This is a genomic window from Streptomyces sp. NPDC029044 (genome assembly GCF_040637495.1).
GTDB lineage: Bacteria > Actinomycetota > Actinomycetes > Streptomycetales > Streptomycetaceae > Streptomyces.
Genome location: NZ_JBEZWN010000015.1, coordinates 100,155 through 114,861, shown reverse-complemented (window position 1 = coordinate 114,861; position 14,707 = coordinate 100,155). Strand labels below are relative to the sequence as shown.

The following is a 14,707-nucleotide window of genomic DNA, read 5'->3' as shown; positions in this document are numbered from 1 at the left end:
GATCGGCACGTACTTCGTGGCCTGCCGCGCACCCCTGCGATACCCGAGACGATGCCGCGCAGGGTGTTCCCGGGCGGCCCGGGTCCGGGGGCGGGCCGCCCGACCCGCCGCTGGACTACTCGCGTGCCGTCACCGGCAGCCTGTTCGTCGTCCCGTCCGCGGACTTCCCGGACGCCCCGCCCGGCGGCTGACCCTCCGCCACCGGGAACCCCGCGCTGCGCAGCACCCGCCGACCGGCGTCCACGGCGAACACCTCGCAGTGCTCCCGGGCCGCCGCCCACGCGACGCCCTCCACGCCGAGCGCGAACGCCGCCGTCGCGACCGTGTCCGCCTCCGTCAGGGTCGGGGCCACCACGGTCACGCCGAGCAGCCCCGTCGCCGGGCGGCCGGTCCGGCCGTCGAGGATGTGGTCGCCGCGCTCGTAACGGGCCGAGGTCGCGACGGCCCGGTCCGTGAGGTTCAGGACCGCGCAGAGCCGGTCGGCCCGCTCGGGGTGGCGTACGCCGACGCGCCAGGGCCCGCCGGAGGCGATCACGTCGCCTCCCGCGTTGAGGCAGAACCGCCTCGCCCCGGCCGCCGTCAGCAACTCCGCCGCCTTCTGCACCGACCAGCCCTTCACCACGGCGCAGGGGTCGAGGCCGCGACCGGGCAGGCGCGCGTCGAAGGCGCCCCCGGTCGCGATCCGGTACTCCTCGCACAGGTCCAGGACCTCGCGCAGCCCCGGGCTCGGCTCGCGCACCTCGCCCCGGTCCAGCCGGGACACCTCGCTGTCCGGGCGGAACGGGCTGAAGCGGGCGTCGACCTCGCGCAGCCAGGCGAACAGGGCGTCCACCGGTGCCCCGGGGAAGTCCTCGTCGTCGATCCGGACCGACACCGGGAACCCCATGACGTGCTCGACGCGCCGCATCCCCGTCAGCCCTTCGCGTCGAGCGCGGCCTGGAGGGACTCCCGGTAGCCGTCACTGGTGACCGTGGCGCCGGACACCGTGTCGATGTCGGCGCTCTGCGCCCGGAGCGTCTCCTCGATCAGCTTCGGCACGGCGGCCGTGGTCTGCGGGTGGTCCGGCTGCCGGAGCATCCGCACCGAGGCGATCTCGTCGCCGTCGAAGGTGACCTCGACGCGCACCGGGCCCTTCTCGGTGTCGACGAGGGACCCCGACACGACGGTGGTCGTCGTGCCGCCCGACGAGGAGGCCGAGGGCGTGGACGCCGGTGCCGCCGCCTGCGCGGGGGCCGGCGACGACCCGGTGTCGTGCGAGGGCGCGTAGCGCCAGACCGGGATCAGACCGGCGACGCTCAGGACGAGGACGGGTATGGCTCGCTTCACGGGTCTCTCCTCGTCATCCGGCCAGGCTGAAGCGTTCGAAGTGGGTCTGCGGCTTCGGCACGCCCAGCTCCCGCAGGCTGCCCAGCACCGCGTTCATCATGGGCGGCGGACCGCACAGGTAGACGTCCCGCCCGGCGATGTCCGGCACCAGCCGGGCCAGCTCCCGGGGCGCCAGCCGGTCCGGCACCGGCGGGCCGGTGACCAGGTGCAGTTCGGCGCCCCGGGCGAGCGCGAGATCGCGCAGCTCGTCGTAGAGCACCGCGTCCTGGTCGGTGGCCACCCGGTAGATCACGACCGCGTGGCCGTGCAGCTCCTCCAGCAGGGCCCGGATCGGCGTGACACCGACGCCGCCGGCGATGAGCACGGCGTCGGGGCGGGTGCGGTGCAAGGTGGTGAAGGCGCCGTAGGGGCCCTCGGCGAAGACGCGCGTGCCGACCTTCAAGTGCCGCAGGGCGGCGCTGCCGTCGCCGGCCCGCTTGACGGTCAGACGCAGGGTGCGGCCGTCGGGAGCGGCGGACAGGGAGAACGGGTTCGCCTGCCACCAGCGGTCCTTCGTCAGGAACCGCCACAGGAAGAACTGTCCGGCCCGGGCGGGCAGCCGGTCCAGGTCACGGCCCGTGATGTAGACCGAGACGACCTCGTCGTTCTCCGGGACGACGGCCGTCACCCGGAGCCGGTGGCGCAGGTTGCGCCACAGGGGCAGCACCAGCCGGCCGGTGAACACCGAGGCCAGGGCCACGCCCCACAGGGCGTACCAGTACGCCGTCGCCATCGGGGACGAGGCGAACGTCGTCCCCGCCGCGACCTGGTGCGTGAACGCCAGGACCACCGCCACGTAGGTGTACAGGTGGATGAAGTGCCAGGTCTCGTACGCCAGCCGGCGCCGGGCCCAGCGGGCCGAGACCGCCCCGACCAGGAGGATGATCGCCAGCGCGACGATCGCCCGCAGCACCCCCTCGACCGTCTCGGCGAGGTCCACCAGCTGGTTCACCGGGTCCAGGGAGGACGACTCGGCGTATCCGAGGACGATGAACACCGCGTGCGACAGCAGCAGCCACAGCACCGAGAAGCCCGTCCAGCGGTGCCAGGACGTCAGCCGGTCCATGCCGATCCGCCGGTCGAACCAGGGCAGCCGCGCCACCAGCAGCAGCTGGAAGGCCATCAGCAGCGCCGCGTACAGCCCGGTCAGCCGGCCCAGCACGATCAGCGCGTTCGAGGCGAAACCGGCCTGCGCGAAGAACACGGCCACCACGACCGCGTTCGCCAGCAGCACCGCGTACAGGCCGGCGCGGCCCACCACTCTGGGGCGCACACCGGGGCGGGTCGCCGCCACGGGGGGTTGTCGGAGGGTCGTCACGGTCGGCAGCTCCTTGATCGGCTCCTGGGACACCGAGCTTGGCGCGGGGGAGCTGTCGGGAAGCTGTCGCTCGACTTTCAGGTTTTTATCGATCCCGCGGCAGGAGGGCACGCGGCTATGGCGGCGCCCGGCCCGTGCAGCACTATGAGCCCGTGGAGAAAGTACGACTTCTCGTCGTCGACGACGACCCGCCCATCGCCGATCTCGTCGCGACCGTCGCCCGCTACGAGGGCTGGGACGCGGTCACGGCGTACACCGGCGAGGACGCACTGCGGCGGGCCGCCGAGTTCCACCCGGACATCGTGGTGCTCGACCTGATGCTGCCCGGCGTGGACGGCTTCGGCGTCCTGGACCGGCTGCGCGCCTCCGGCACGATGGTGCCGGTGGTGTTCCTCACCGCCCGCGACGGCGTCGCCGACCGGGTCGCGGGCCTGACCCGGGGCGGCGACGACTACCTGGTCAAGCCGTTCGCCGTGGAGGAGCTGATGGCCCGGCTGCGGACCGTGCTGCGGCGCAGCGCCGGACCCGCCTTCCAGCGGTCCGTGCTCCAGGTCGGCGACCTCACCATGGACGAGGACACCCGGGAGGTCCGGCGCGGCGAGCGGCTGCTGTCGCTGACCCCCACCGAGTACGAGGTGCTGCGCTACCTCATGCGCAAGTCGCCCACCGTGCTGACCAAGGCGCAGATCCTCGACCACGTGTGGGAGTACGGCTTCGGCGGGCGCTCCAACGTCGTCGAGCTGGTCGTCAGCCGGCTGCGCCGCAAGCTCGACGAGACCGACGAGGGCGGCTCGCCGCTCATCCACACCGTGCGCGGGTTCGGGTACGTGCTGCGACAGGCCGCCGAGTGATCGCCCGGCTGCGCCGGGCCTACCGGGGAATGCGCCTGGGCACCCGGATGGCCCTCGGCCTCGGCGCCCTGTCCCTGGTCGTCTTCGCCGTCGTCGGCACGGCCCTGACCACGTACATGCGCGACTACCTGTCGGCCCAGCTCGACACCCAGCTCGCCCAGGCCCAGATCGCCCAGTCCAAGAGCATCGCGGACTACGGCACCCTCTCGGGCAAGAAGTACTACAGCTGGTTCTACGCCGTGTACGACGTGTCGGACGGCAAGACCGAGCTCCGCAGACCCGAGGACCCGGCCGACCTGCCCAAGGACGTCGACGACTTCACCTCCCTGGCCCGGGCGCAGACCGCCGCGCACACCGAACTCCTGCGCACCGAGCACCTCAGGGGCGCGGGCTCCTACCGGCTGCGCGCCTGTCAGGTCGAGCCCGGGGTGGTCCTGGTCAGCGCCGCTCCCCTGGAGGACATCGAGGACACCGTCGGGCAGCTGATCACGATCCAGGTCGTCACCTTCGCCCTCGCGCTCCTCGCGCTGGTCGTCTTCGGCCGCCGGATGCTGCGCCGCGGACTGAAGCCGCTCAGCGACATGGCGTCCACCGCGCACGGCATCGCCTCGCACGACCTGACCGAGTCGGCGGCCCGGCTGCCGCTGCGCGCCGACGGCCGCGACGGCGGGCCCGAGGTGGACGAACTGCGCACCGCTTTCAACACGATGCTGGAGCACATCGACGACTCCCTCGCCGTGCGCGCGGAGGCCGAGCAGCGGCTGCGCCGCTTCGTCGCCGACGCCTCGCACGAACTGCGCACCCCGCTGATGTCGGTGCGCGGCTACGCCGACCTCTTCCAGTACGCCGCCGCCAACGCACCCGCCGAACGCGACCGGCACCTGGCCCGGCTGCGCGCCGAGGCCGCCCGCATGGGCATCCTCCTGGACGACCTGCTGCTGCTCGCCCGGCTGGACGCGGCGGAGGTGGAGGCGCCGCTGCGGATGGAGGACGCCGATCTGGTGGAGCTGGTGGGCCAGGCCGCGGACGCCTTCCGTGCGGGCCGCCCGGACCATCCGCTGACCGTCCTCGCGGGCCCGGGGGCGTTGAAGCTGCCGATGGACCCGCTGCGCATCCGGCAGGTCGTCGACAACCTCCTGACCAACGCGGCGGTGCACACCCCGGCCGGGACGAAGGTGTCGGTGGAGGTCGCCCTGCTGCCCGGCGCCGCCGAGGTGCGGGTCGCCGACACCGGGCCGGGCATCCCGCCCGACGACCGAGCCCGGGTCTTCGACCGCTTCTACCGCGTCGACAAGGCCCGCAGCCGCGACCGCGGCGGCAGCGGCCTGGGCCTCGCGGTCGCCCAGTCCCTGGTCCGCGCCCACGGCGGCCGCATCGAGCTGAACAGCGCACCGGGAGCGACGGTGTTCACCGTGCGCCTGCCCGTGCCCGCAGTACACCCCGCGGAACGGTGAGAGGCGCCCTCTAGACTCGTCCGGAAACAGCCCGTACGACCATGGCCAACGCTTCCGCCAACCCGAAGGGCTCCGGCGCCTTGATACGGATCGAATCAGTCACCAAGCGCTATCCGGACGGCACGGTGGCTGTCGACCGGCTCTCCCTGGAGATACCCGACCGCTCGATCACCGTCCTCGTGGGACCCTCGGGCTGCGGCAAGACCACCACCCTGCGGATGATCAACCGGATGGTCGAACCGAGCGAGGGAACCATCCTCCTCGACGGCGAGGACATCCAGCGCCGGCCCGTCACCACCCTGCGCCGCTCGATGGGTTACGTCATCCAGAACGCCGGCCTCTTCCAGCACCGCACGATCCTCGACAACATCGCCACGGTGCCGCGCCTGCTCGGCTGGGGCAAGCAGAAGGCCCGGGCCCGGGCGGCCGAGCTGATGGAACGCGTGGGCCTCGACGCCGCGCTCGCCAAGCGGTACCCGTACCAGCTGTCCGGCGGCCAGCAGCAGCGCGTCGGCGTGGCCCGGGCGCTCGCCGCCGACCCGCCCGTGCTGCTCATGGACGAACCGTTCTCCGCGGTCGACCCGGTCGTACGCAAGGGGCTTCAGGACGAACTGCTGCGCATCCAGGGCGAGTTGGGCAAGACCATCGTCTTCGTCACCCATGACATCGACGAGGCGATCAAACTCGGCACGATGGTCGCCGTGATGCGCGAGGGCGGTCACCTCGCCCAGTACGCACCCCCGGCTGAGCTGCTGTCCGACCCGGCCGACGCCTTCGTCGAGGACTTCCTCGGCGCCGACCGCGGCATCCGGCGGCTGTCGTTCTTCCCCTCCGCCGAACTCCCCCTGACCACCGGCCCGGTGATCCCTGCCGACGCCACCGCCGAGCAGCTGGCCGCCGCCGGCGAGCCCTGGCTGCTGGTCACCGACACCGACGGCCGGCCCCTCGGCTGGGGCGAGCGGAGCGACCTGACGGCCGGTGACATCAGGACCGACCGGCTCGTCCCGCACGGACGGCCCTTCGTCCCCGGCACCGACTCCCTGCGGGCCGCCCTCGACAGCGCCGTGCTCTCCCCGGCCGGCCACGCCGTCGCCGTGGACGACACCGGCCGGGTGACCGGCGTGGTCTCCCAGGCGACCATCGGCGAGGCGATCCGCAGCGCCCACGCCGGCGGCCACGCCGACGAGGCCAAGGTCGCGTCGTGAACGGCTTCTTCGACATCCCGAGCGACCTCCAGCACAGCTACCAGGGCCTGATCGGACTGCACCTGCGCGAGGCCCTGCTGCCCGTGCTGGCCGGCCTGCTGCTCGCGCTGCCGCTCGCCCAGCTCTGTGTCCGCTTCCGCTGGCTCTACCCGCCGGTGCTCGGTGCCACCACCATCCTCTACGCCGTCCCGTCGCTGGCCTTCTTCGTGGTCCTCATCGACTACACCGGCCAGACCGAGCTGACCGTGATGATCCCGCTGGCCGTGTACAGCCTCGTCGTGCTCGTGCCGGCCATCGTCGACGGCGTGCGGTCCGTGCCGCAGGAGACCCTCGCCGCGGCCACCGCCATGGGCTTCGGTCCCGTACGCCGCTACCTCCAGGTGCAGTTGCCGATCGCCGTGCCCGCCATCATCGCCGGGCTGAGGGTCGCCACCGTCTCCAGCATCTCCCTGGTCAGCGTCGGCACCCTCATCGGCAACCAGGGCGCCCTCGGCAACCTGCTCGCCGACGCCCAGAAGTACGACCGGCCCGAACTGGCCGTGAACTCCGTCATCACGACGGCCGTCCTGGCCATCCTGTGCGACGCCCTGCTGGTGCTGCTCCGCGTCGTGCTGACCCCGTGGATGCCGAACGGCACCCGCAGGCGCCCGAAGACCGGCGTGCGGCAGCGACGCCCCGCCCCCCAGGACGTGACCCGGTGAACGTACTGAACTTCGTCAACGCCTTCTTCAGCGACAGCGCCCACTGGCACGGCTACGACGGCATCCCGCAGCGCCTGCTCGAACACCTCCAGTACTCCGCCCTGGCACTGGCCCTCGCCGCCGCGATCGGACTGCCCGTCGGCCTTGTCACCGGACACACCGGGCGAGGCGGCAACGCCCTCGCGTTCATCGCCACCGCGGCCCGCGCGCTGCCCAGTTTCGGCCTGCTCGTACTGATCGTCATCGTGATGGGCTTCGGGCTGCTGCCCGTGATGATCCCGCTGGTCATCCTCGCCGTGCCGCCGATCCTGGTGACCACCTACGAGGCCGTCCGCACCGTCGACCCGTCCCCGGTGGACGCCGCCCGCGGCATGGGCATGCACGAGTCGCGGATCCTCTTCCATGTCGAACTGCCGGTCGCGCTGCCACTGATCCTGAGCGGACTGCGCTCGGCGGCCATCCAGATCGTCTCGACGGCCACCATCGCCGCCTACGTCAGCCTGGGCGGCCTCGGCCGGTACATCGTCGACGGGCTCTACCAGCGCAACTACGAGAAGGTGGTGGGGGGCGCCACCCTCGTGGCCGTCCTGGCACTCCTCACGCTGGCGCTGTTCTGGGCGGTGGGCCGCCTGGCCGTGTCACCGGGGGTGCGCCGGCGCTGACGACCTGACGAGGTCTGTAAGAAACCGTGACCAGGCGTCTCTTGACTGATCGTAAAGCGGCTGGATTGGATCGGTGAATGACTTCTACCGCGAAGAGCAGCTGGTCCAGGACGAGGCACACCGGCGCGGCGGCCGCCGCGCTCACCGCCGCTGCGGCACTGCTCGCGGGCTGTTCGTCCGGCGACACCTCCGACGACCCCCTGGCGGGCGAGAAGGCGAAGGCCGGCACCGTCGTCGTCGGTTCCAACAACTTCGCCGAGAGCACCCTCCTCGCCGACATCTACGGCGAGGCGCTCAAGGCCAAGGGCATCAAGGTCACCTACAAGCACAACATCGGCAGCCGTGAGACGACGTACGGCCTGATGAAGAACGGCTCCGTCACCGTGCTGCCGGAGTACAACGGCTCGCTGCTCGCCTACCTCGACCCCAAGGCCGAGCAGAAGTCCGCCGAGGCGGTGAACGAGGCCGTCAAGGCCAAGCTCGACAAGAAGCTGACGCTGCTGAAGTCATCGCCCGCCGAGGACAAGGACTCGGTGACCGTCAACGCCGAGACCGCCAAGAAGTACAAGCTCACCTCCTCGTCCACCCTCGCGGACCTCAAGGAGGCAGCCCCGGACCTGGTGATCGGCGGTTCGCCCGAGTTCCAGACCCGGCACCAGGGCCTGGAGGGCCTGAAGTCCGTGTACGGCCTGGAGTTCAAGTCCTTCAAGGCGCTCGACGCGGGCGGCCCGCTGACCCAGGCGGCGCTCACCCGGAACACCGTCCAGGCCGCCGACATCTTCACCACGGACCCCACCATCGTGAAGGAGAAGTTCGTCGTCCTGAAGGACCCGGAGAACCTCTTCGGGTTCGCCAACGTCACCCCGCTGGTCCACAAGGACGGCCTCTCCCAGAAGGGCGTCGAGGCACTCGACGCGGTCTCCGCGAAGCTGGACACCAAGACCCTCCTGGAGCTGGACGCCCAGGTGCAGCTGGAGAAGAAGGACCCGCTGGACGTGGCGACGGCCTGGCTGAAGTCGGCGGGCCTGAGCTGACGCACTGACCTCTCACCGGCCCGGGCACGCGACCGCCCGGGCCGGCGCTACGCCTGCACCGCCGACGAGATCAGCTGATCGATCAGGGCGATCAGCACGTCCCGGCACGACTCCCGGTCCCGGGCGTCGCACAACAGCACCCGCACGTGCTCCGGCACCGCGAGCGCCTCCCTGATGTCCTCGGGCGGGTACGGGTGTTCGCCGTGGAAGCCGTTGACGCCGACGACGAACGGAATGCCCCGGCGCTCGAAGAAGTCGATCGCGGCGAAGCTGCACTCGGGTCTGCGCACGTCGACCAGGACCACCGCCCCGAGCGCGCCGAGCGCCAGGTCGTTCCACATGAACCAGAACCGCTGCTGCCCCGGCGTGCCGAACAGGTACAGCACCAGGTCCCGGCTGATGGTGATCCGGCCGAAGTCCAGGGCCACGGTGGTGGCCCGCTTCTCCTCGATGCCGTCCAGGTCGTCGACGCCCAGACCGGCCATGGTCAGGGGTTCCTCGGTGCGCAGCGGGACGATCTCGCTGACCGACCCGACCATGGTGGTCTTGCCGACGCCGAAGCCCCCGGCGATGAGGATCTTGACCGTGTCGGGTGCCGAAGACGCGTCAGGGGCAAGGTCAGAGCCGGCCAAGGCCGTCCCTCACTTTCTGCAGCAGGTCCAGGTCCGGAGTGGTACGGGAGACGGGGCGCGGCGGCCGGACGGTGATCCGGCCCGCCTCCAGCAGGTCGCACAGCAGGATGACGACGACGCTCACCGGCAGGTCGAGCCGGGCGGCCAGCTCCGCCACGGCGACCGGCTCGGCGCACAGCCGGAGGATCCGGGTGTGCTCGGGCTGGCACCGGACCGCCGTGGCGGGCGGCGGATCGACCGCCGTGACCGTCGAGATGAGCGTGAAGTCGGCGCGGCTGGGGCGGGTCCGGCCGCCGGTCAGAGCGAACAGCCGGACGAGCCGGCCCGCCGGATCACCTACGGTCACCTCACACGCCGGGGTCGACGACGGGCCCGGCCGTGCCCCGCGGTGCCGCGCTGAGGTGCTCGCCGATCTTCTTCACCAGCATGTTCATCTGGTACGCCACCACCCCGACGTCCGCGCCCGGCCCGGTCAGCACGACCAGATGGGCGCCGGGGCCGGCGGAGGTGAGGATCAGGTAGCTGTTGGCCATCTCGATGAGGGCCTGGCGCACCGGACCCCCCCGGAAGTCCATGCTGACGCCCTTGCTGAGACTCATCAGCCCGGAGGCGGTCGCAGCGAGCCGCTCGGCGTCGTCGCGCAGGAACCCGGTGGACTTGCTGACCACCAGGCCGTCCTCGGAGAGCACCACGGCCTGGTTCACGTCGGCGACCCGCTCCACGAGTCCGGTCAGCAGCTGGTCGAGCTGGGTGTGCGTGGCGGGGATGGGGCGTGTCATTGCGGTGTCCTTCGTCAGCGGTCGGCGGGCGGAGTCGAGGGGACGGGACCGGCGGCGGCCTGCCGGGGTACTGCGGCCACCTCCTCGTCGTGGGGCGGCTCGGCGTCGTCGTCACGGGCCCGGAGCGTGCCGCGCTGGAAACCGGCCAGGGAAGAGGCGGCGGCCTCGGCGGTGAAGTCGTCGAGGGAGCCGTCGTCGGCGGCGGGCGCGGACTCCTCGCGCAACTCCTCCACCAGGCTGGTCTGGGGCACCCTGCGGGGGAGCGGCGCCAGACCGTCCCGCCGGGGGACGACCTCGCGAGGCGCGGAGGGGGTGGCGGACGAAACTGCGGAGGCGGTGCGGGCCGAGACGAGGGGCCGGGGCTCCGCGGCGGACCCGGCGGTGCGTTCCGTCCCCCCGGGGGCCTCTCGCCGCTCGGTGTCCGTCGAACCCGGTCCGTCCACCGCCGCCTTCTCGTCCTTCGGGGCGTCGGTGTCCCGCACACCGCCGCCGGGAGTCTCCCGCACCACGATCTCGTGCGGCACCAGCACGATCGCCGTGGTCCCGCCGTACGGCGACGAGCGCAGGGTCACGGCGATGCCGTGCCGGTGGGCCAACTGCGCGATCACGAACATGCCGAGGCGCAGGTCGTCGGCGAGCGCCACCACGTCGAACTGGGGCGGCACAGCGAGCTGTTCGTTGAAGGACGTGTAGTCCTCCTCCGACATGCCGAGTCCCCGGTCCTCGACCTCGACGGCCAGGCCCTTGGCCACCATCCCGGCGCGCACCGTGACAGGGCTCGGGGCGGGGGAGTACGCGGTCGCGTTGTCGATGAGCTCGGCCAGCAGATGGATGACGTCGGCCACCGCGGGCGGGGCGACGTACACCTCCTCCTCGGTGAGCACCTCCACCCGCTGGTACTCCGCGACCTCCCCGACCGCGCTGCGCAGGATGTCCATCAGCGCGACCGGCTCGGCCCAGCTGCGGCCGGGCCGTTCACCGCTGACGATGACGAGGTTCTCCTCGTAGCGGCGCAACTGGCTGGCCGTGGAGTCCAGTTCGTACAGGCCCTTGAGGATGTCCGGGTCGGTGTGCTCGCGCTCCAGCGTGTCGAGCTTGCTCAGCTGGAGGTTGACCAGGTTCTGGCTCTGCCGCGCGATGCCCAGGATGATCTTCTGGAAGCCGCGCCGGGTGTCGGCGAGTTCGACCGCGGTGTGCACGGCCGTGCGCTGAGCGGTGTTGAACGCCCGGGCCACCTGGCCGAGTTCGTCGTGGCCGTAGTCCAGCTCCGTCGTCGCCGACTCCGGGTCGACCGTCTCGCCCCGCTCCAGCCGGGCCACCACGTCGGGCAGCCGCTCCTGTGCGAGGCTGACGGCGGCCCGGCGCAGGCCGCGCAGCCGCCGGGACAGCGAGCGGGTGATCCGCCACGACATGCCGACGCACAGCAGCAGCGCGAGCAGCCCGCCGGCGCTCAGCAGCGCCGCCTTGAGCAGCAGGGCGTCCGCCTTGTCGGCGCTGCGCTGGAGCAGCCCCGCCGTCTGCTCCTGGATGAGGCCCGCGTACTGCTCGGACAGCGTGTCCATGGCGCCCGACCACCGCTTCTGTGCGTCCGGCAGGGCGATCCGGTCGGAGGCGGCACCGGCGTTGCGCGACGCCAGCACCTGGTCCTCGACGGACTGAAGCGTCTGCCAGTCCCGGCTCGCCAGGATCCGCTCGGTCTGGGCCTTGGCGCTGCCCGTCAGCTGCGGCACGACCTGGTCCTTGACCAGCCAGCGCCGGGTGTTCACCAGCTCCGTGAACTGCGTCCAGGTCTTGTCGTCCAGATGCCCGGTGGGCCATGCCAGGGTCAGCTGCGCGTCCTCCCGGGAGACCAGCTCCGCCGCGTGCTCCAGTCCGACCAGCGGGCCGGCCTGCGAGGTGAGGTCGCCGTCGTCGACCTGGGACAGCTCCTGGAAGGCGTGGATCTGGTCGTCGATGATCGAGGAGTACTGGTCCAGCGCCTGCTGTGCGGTGATGTCGGTCGGCTCGTCCACCTGGTCCCGGTAGTACTCCAGGCTACCCACCGAGCCCAGCACCGAGTACAGCCGGTCGGATATGCGGGAGGGTGCCTTCTCGATCGCGTCCGCCTGCCCGACCAGCTTGGCGACCGCCTTGTCGGTCTCCGCGCGCTGGGCGTCGAGGGCGGCCCGGGAGCCCTTCGGCGAGGCCAGCCAGGCGGCCGACAGGCTGCGTTCCCGCTGGAGCGCGAGCGTCGCGTCGGTGCCCATGGCGCCGGTCGACCGGCTGAGCTCCGTCTGGTCGCGCAGCCGGAGGCCCTCCGAGAACATCTGGATCGTCGTCACGCCCCACATGGCGGCGAGGGTGACGCTGGGCACGAGGGCCAGGAGCACCAGGGAGAGGCGTATGGAACCGAGGCGGCGCCGGGCACCTGTCCGTCGAGACATCGTCGTCCTAGGGCGATCAGCGGGGGGTGAGGAAGGGGGAGGCGGAGCGGTCGGGGGGTGTGGGGGACGGGCGCGGGGGTGGTGCCGTCCCGGGCACGGCACATGGGATGCGCAGGATGTTATCCGTACAAGTGGGTGTGCGCGCCGGGCCTGACCGAATCTTTGGCGACACCATCACAGGATGTGTCCGGTCACCGGGTCCCGGCGGCCGCGAACCGCGCCACGGCGGACACGTTCGACCTGGTCACGAACGCGGGGCCGGTGAGCACCGGGGCCGTCCCGCCGCCACTGACGTTGCCGTTGGTCCGGTACAGCCACAGGGCGTCCACCGCGAGGTAGCCCTGGAGGTACGGCTGCTGGTCCACGGCGAACTGCACCTCGCCGTCCCGGACCGCCTCGACGAGGTCCTTGTCGAGGTCGAAGGTGGCGACCTTCGCCCGGCTGCCGGACTGCCGCACCGCCTTGACGGCACTCAGCCCGTACTGGGCGCCCAGGGTGACGACCTCGTCGATGCTCGAGTCCTGCCGCAACCGGGACGCGATCGTGGCGGTCACCGCGTTCATGTCGCTGCCGTCCACGTACAGGTTGTCGGTGTCGCCCTGGAAGGTCTTGCGCACACCGGCGCAGCGGGCCTCCAGCGCGACGTTGCCCCGCTCGTGCACCACGCACAGGGCGTGCCGGGCCTTGAAGGCGTCGAGCTTGTCGCCGACGGCCCGGCCCGCGACCGACTCGTCCTGGCCGAAGTACTCCAGGAGCCCGGTCGGCCGCCAGTCGTCGATGCCGGAGTTGAGCCCGACGACGGGTATGCCGGCTGCCTTGGCCTGGGCGACCGGGCCGCGCATCGCCGCCGGCTTGGCGAGGGTCACCGCGATGCCGTCGGCCTTGGCGCGTACGGCGTCCCGCACGAGGTCGGCCTGCGCGGCCGGGTCGGCGTCGCTGACGTACGTCAGGTCGATGCGGTCCTTGGCGGCCGCCGCCTCGGCGCCCCTGCGGACCAGGTCCCAGAAGGCGTCGCCCTTGCCGCCGTGCGTCACCAGGGTGACCTTCATCCGGCCGCCGGCTCCGTCCGCCGCGTCCGTCCCGTCGCCGGCCGTGCCGAGGACGGAGCAGCCGGACACCAGCAGACACAGGACGGACGCCAGGGCGGCGACCCGAGTGCGTCTCACGGAAGTGTGCGGCGGGGGAGGAGTGTTCATGAGGGGCGGACCTCGCTGTGCGGCCGAGCAAGAGCAGGGTGAGAGTGCGTGCGGGGCCGCTGGATGTGCACCGGCCTGATGACTCTCGCTGGCCCGGAGCCAACCGTGTGTGACCACCGGTCGTCAAGTGAGCGGCCACATGCCGTGAGGTGATGCTGCCGCATCGTGATGATCTGTCCGACCGGTCGAACAGCGGGATTCCGGTTACGGCTTGCGCGCCACCGCCCCGTACATCGCGATGTCCTCGTCGCGGATGCCCTCACCTGAGCTTTCCGTACCGTCCGTGCGGTTCGGACGCCACTTGTGGACCTGGACGACGCCGGGTTCCACCAGGTCGAGCCCCTCGAAGAACTCCGCCGCCTCAGCGTGGGTGCGCAGCCGCATCGGCATGCCCCGGGCCGCGTACTCCCGGGCGACCCGGCCGACTTCGTCCGGGGCGAAGTCGGCGGTGCCGACCGACATCGCCAGACAGCTGCCGGAGGGCAGCGGTTCGAGGAGCCGGCGGACGATGCCGACGGCGTCGTGCTCGTCGAGCATGAAGTGCACGATCGCGATCACCGTCAGCGCGACCGGCTCCGACAGGTCGAGCGTCTCCCGGAACCCGGGGGCTCCGAGGATGGCCGCCGGATCCCGCATGTCCGCCTCCACGTACGCCGTCCTGCCCTCCGGAGTGCCGGACAGCAGCCCCCGCGACAGGGCCAGGACGAGCGGGTCGTTGTCCACGTAGACGACCCGCGCCCCGGGCGCCGCGTCCTGGGCGATCTCGTGCAGGTTGGGGGAGGTCGGGATGCCGGTTCCGATGTCGAGGAACTGGCGTATCCCCGCCTCCCGGGCCAGGTGGCGCACCACCCGGTGCATGAAGTCGCGGTTGGCCCGCATGTGGACGGGCAGCGCGGGCCACTCGCGGCACATGGCGTCGCCCGCCTCCCGGTCGGCCGGGTAGTGGTCGTCGCCGCCGAGGATGTAGTCGTAGATCCGCGCGGAGTGCGCGCTCCCGGTGTCGACGCGGTGCTCCGTCATCCGGCCTCCCGATGCTCAACTGATCAATAAGAGGCGGCAGTTGGCCGCCGCACGCGATTCCACCACT

The 14,707-nt window shown here is 71.9% G+C and carries 15 protein-coding genes; 6 read left to right on the top strand and 9 right to left on the bottom strand.

The features are described 5' to 3' along the window. Window positions 1–115 precede the first annotated feature (115 nt). The 3 genes from AB0E85_RS15835 to AB0E85_RS15825 are packed head-to-tail and all read right to left on the bottom strand — an operon-like array spanning window position 116 to window position 2,683. Window positions 116–907: an FAD:protein FMN transferase gene (locus AB0E85_RS15835; protein WP_361926785.1), complete on the bottom strand. Its 792-nt coding sequence runs from the start codon at window positions 905–907 to the stop codon at window positions 116–118. Between the two features lie 5 nt (window positions 908–912). Next, entirely contained in the window at window positions 913–1,326 is a 414-nt protein-coding gene (locus AB0E85_RS15830) for an FMN-binding protein (protein WP_361926783.1), read from the bottom strand. A 13-nt stretch (window positions 1,327–1,339) separates the two neighbouring features. Then, window positions 1,340–2,683, bottom strand: a complete 1,344-nt coding sequence (locus tag AB0E85_RS15825) for a ferredoxin reductase family protein (RefSeq protein ID WP_361926781.1) — start codon at window positions 2,681–2,683, stop codon at window positions 1,340–1,342. A gap of 152 nt (window positions 2,684–2,835) precedes the next feature. Between AB0E85_RS15825 and AB0E85_RS15820 the strand changes: the two genes are divergently transcribed. From AB0E85_RS15820 to AB0E85_RS15795, 6 genes are all read left to right on the top strand, one after another. Further along, the gene (locus AB0E85_RS15820) at window positions 2,836–3,534 is read left to right on the top strand and encodes a response regulator transcription factor (RefSeq protein WP_359633748.1); all 699 of its coding nucleotides are present in this window, start codon (window positions 2,836–2,838) and stop codon (window positions 3,532–3,534) included. After that, window positions 3,531–4,988, top strand: a complete 1,458-nt coding sequence (locus AB0E85_RS15815) for a HAMP domain-containing sensor histidine kinase (protein WP_361926778.1) — start codon at window positions 3,531–3,533, stop codon at window positions 4,986–4,988. Before AB0E85_RS15820 ends, AB0E85_RS15815 begins: the two co-directional genes overlap by 4 nt. Window positions 4,989–5,068: 80 nt before the next feature. After that, entirely contained in the window at window positions 5,069–6,193 is a 1,125-nt protein-coding gene (locus tag AB0E85_RS15810) for an ABC transporter ATP-binding protein (protein WP_361926827.1), read from the top strand. Beyond that, window positions 6,190–6,894, top strand: coding sequence for an ABC transporter permease subunit (locus AB0E85_RS15805; protein WP_184556182.1), 705 nt, complete (start codon window positions 6,190–6,192; stop codon window positions 6,892–6,894). The genes AB0E85_RS15810 and AB0E85_RS15805 overlap by 4 nt, the downstream gene beginning before the upstream one ends. After that, window positions 6,891–7,556: an ABC transporter permease gene (locus tag AB0E85_RS15800; protein ID WP_361926774.1), complete on the top strand. Its 666-nt coding sequence runs from the start codon at window positions 6,891–6,893 to the stop codon at window positions 7,554–7,556. Before AB0E85_RS15805 ends, AB0E85_RS15800 begins: the two co-directional genes overlap by 4 nt. A 77-nt stretch (window positions 7,557–7,633) precedes the next feature. Next, a complete protein-coding gene (locus AB0E85_RS15795) occupies window positions 7,634–8,590 on the top strand; it encodes an ABC transporter substrate-binding protein (protein WP_361926772.1) in 957 nt (318 codons plus the stop codon). A 47-nt stretch (window positions 8,591–8,637) separates the two neighbouring features. Here the strand turns inward: AB0E85_RS15795 and AB0E85_RS15790 are convergent, their stop codons facing one another. From AB0E85_RS15790 to AB0E85_RS15765, 6 genes are all read right to left on the bottom strand, one after another. Further along, a complete protein-coding gene (locus AB0E85_RS15790; RefSeq protein WP_361926770.1) occupies window positions 8,638–9,222 on the bottom strand; it encodes an ATP/GTP-binding protein in 585 nt (194 codons plus the stop codon). Beyond that, window positions 9,209–9,568, bottom strand: coding sequence for a DUF742 domain-containing protein (locus AB0E85_RS15785; RefSeq protein WP_361926767.1), 360 nt, complete (start codon window positions 9,566–9,568; stop codon window positions 9,209–9,211). The genes AB0E85_RS15790 and AB0E85_RS15785 overlap by 14 nt, the downstream gene beginning before the upstream one ends. A 1-nt stretch (window position 9,569) precedes the next feature. Further along, a complete protein-coding gene (locus AB0E85_RS15780) occupies window positions 9,570–10,001 on the bottom strand; it encodes a roadblock/LC7 domain-containing protein (RefSeq protein WP_030838918.1) in 432 nt (143 codons plus the stop codon). A gap of 14 nt (window positions 10,002–10,015) precedes the next feature. Beyond that, window positions 10,016–12,424 (bottom strand): nitrate- and nitrite sensing domain-containing protein, encoded by a 2,409-nt coding sequence (locus tag AB0E85_RS15775; protein ID WP_361926764.1) that lies wholly within the window; start codon window positions 12,422–12,424, stop codon window positions 10,016–10,018. Between the two features lie 191 nt (window positions 12,425–12,615). Next, window positions 12,616–13,620, bottom strand: a complete 1,005-nt coding sequence (locus tag AB0E85_RS15770) for a substrate-binding domain-containing protein (protein ID WP_361926762.1) — start codon at window positions 13,618–13,620, stop codon at window positions 12,616–12,618. 204 nt (window positions 13,621–13,824) lie between these two features. Further along, window positions 13,825–14,640 (bottom strand): SAM-dependent methyltransferase, encoded by an 816-nt coding sequence (locus AB0E85_RS15765; RefSeq protein WP_361926760.1) that lies wholly within the window; start codon window positions 14,638–14,640, stop codon window positions 13,825–13,827. Window positions 14,641–14,707: the final 67 nt, after the last annotated feature.

Excerpts from the sequence above, each read along its gene's own strand:
- AB0E85_RS15835 (WP_361926785.1), bottom strand. The coding sequence starts at position 907 with ATGCGGCGCGTCGAGCACGTCATGGGGTTCCCGGTGTCGGTCCGGATC.
- AB0E85_RS15795 (WP_361926772.1), top strand. The coding sequence starts at position 7,634 with ATGACTTCTACCGCGAAGAGCAGCTGGTCCAGGACGAGGCACACCGGC.
- AB0E85_RS15780 (WP_030838918.1), bottom strand. The coding sequence starts at position 10,001 with ATGACACGCCCCATCCCCGCCACGCACACCCAGCTCGACCAGCTGCTG.
- AB0E85_RS15775 (WP_361926764.1), bottom strand. The coding sequence starts at position 12,424 with ATGTCTCGACGGACAGGTGCCCGGCGCCGCCTCGGTTCCATACGCCTC.
- AB0E85_RS15770 (WP_361926762.1), bottom strand. The coding sequence starts at position 13,620 with ATGAACACTCCTCCCCCGCCGCACACTTCCGTGAGACGCACTCGGGTC.
- AB0E85_RS15765 (WP_361926760.1), bottom strand. The coding sequence starts at position 14,640 with ATGACGGAGCACCGCGTCGACACCGGGAGCGCGCACTCCGCGCGGATC.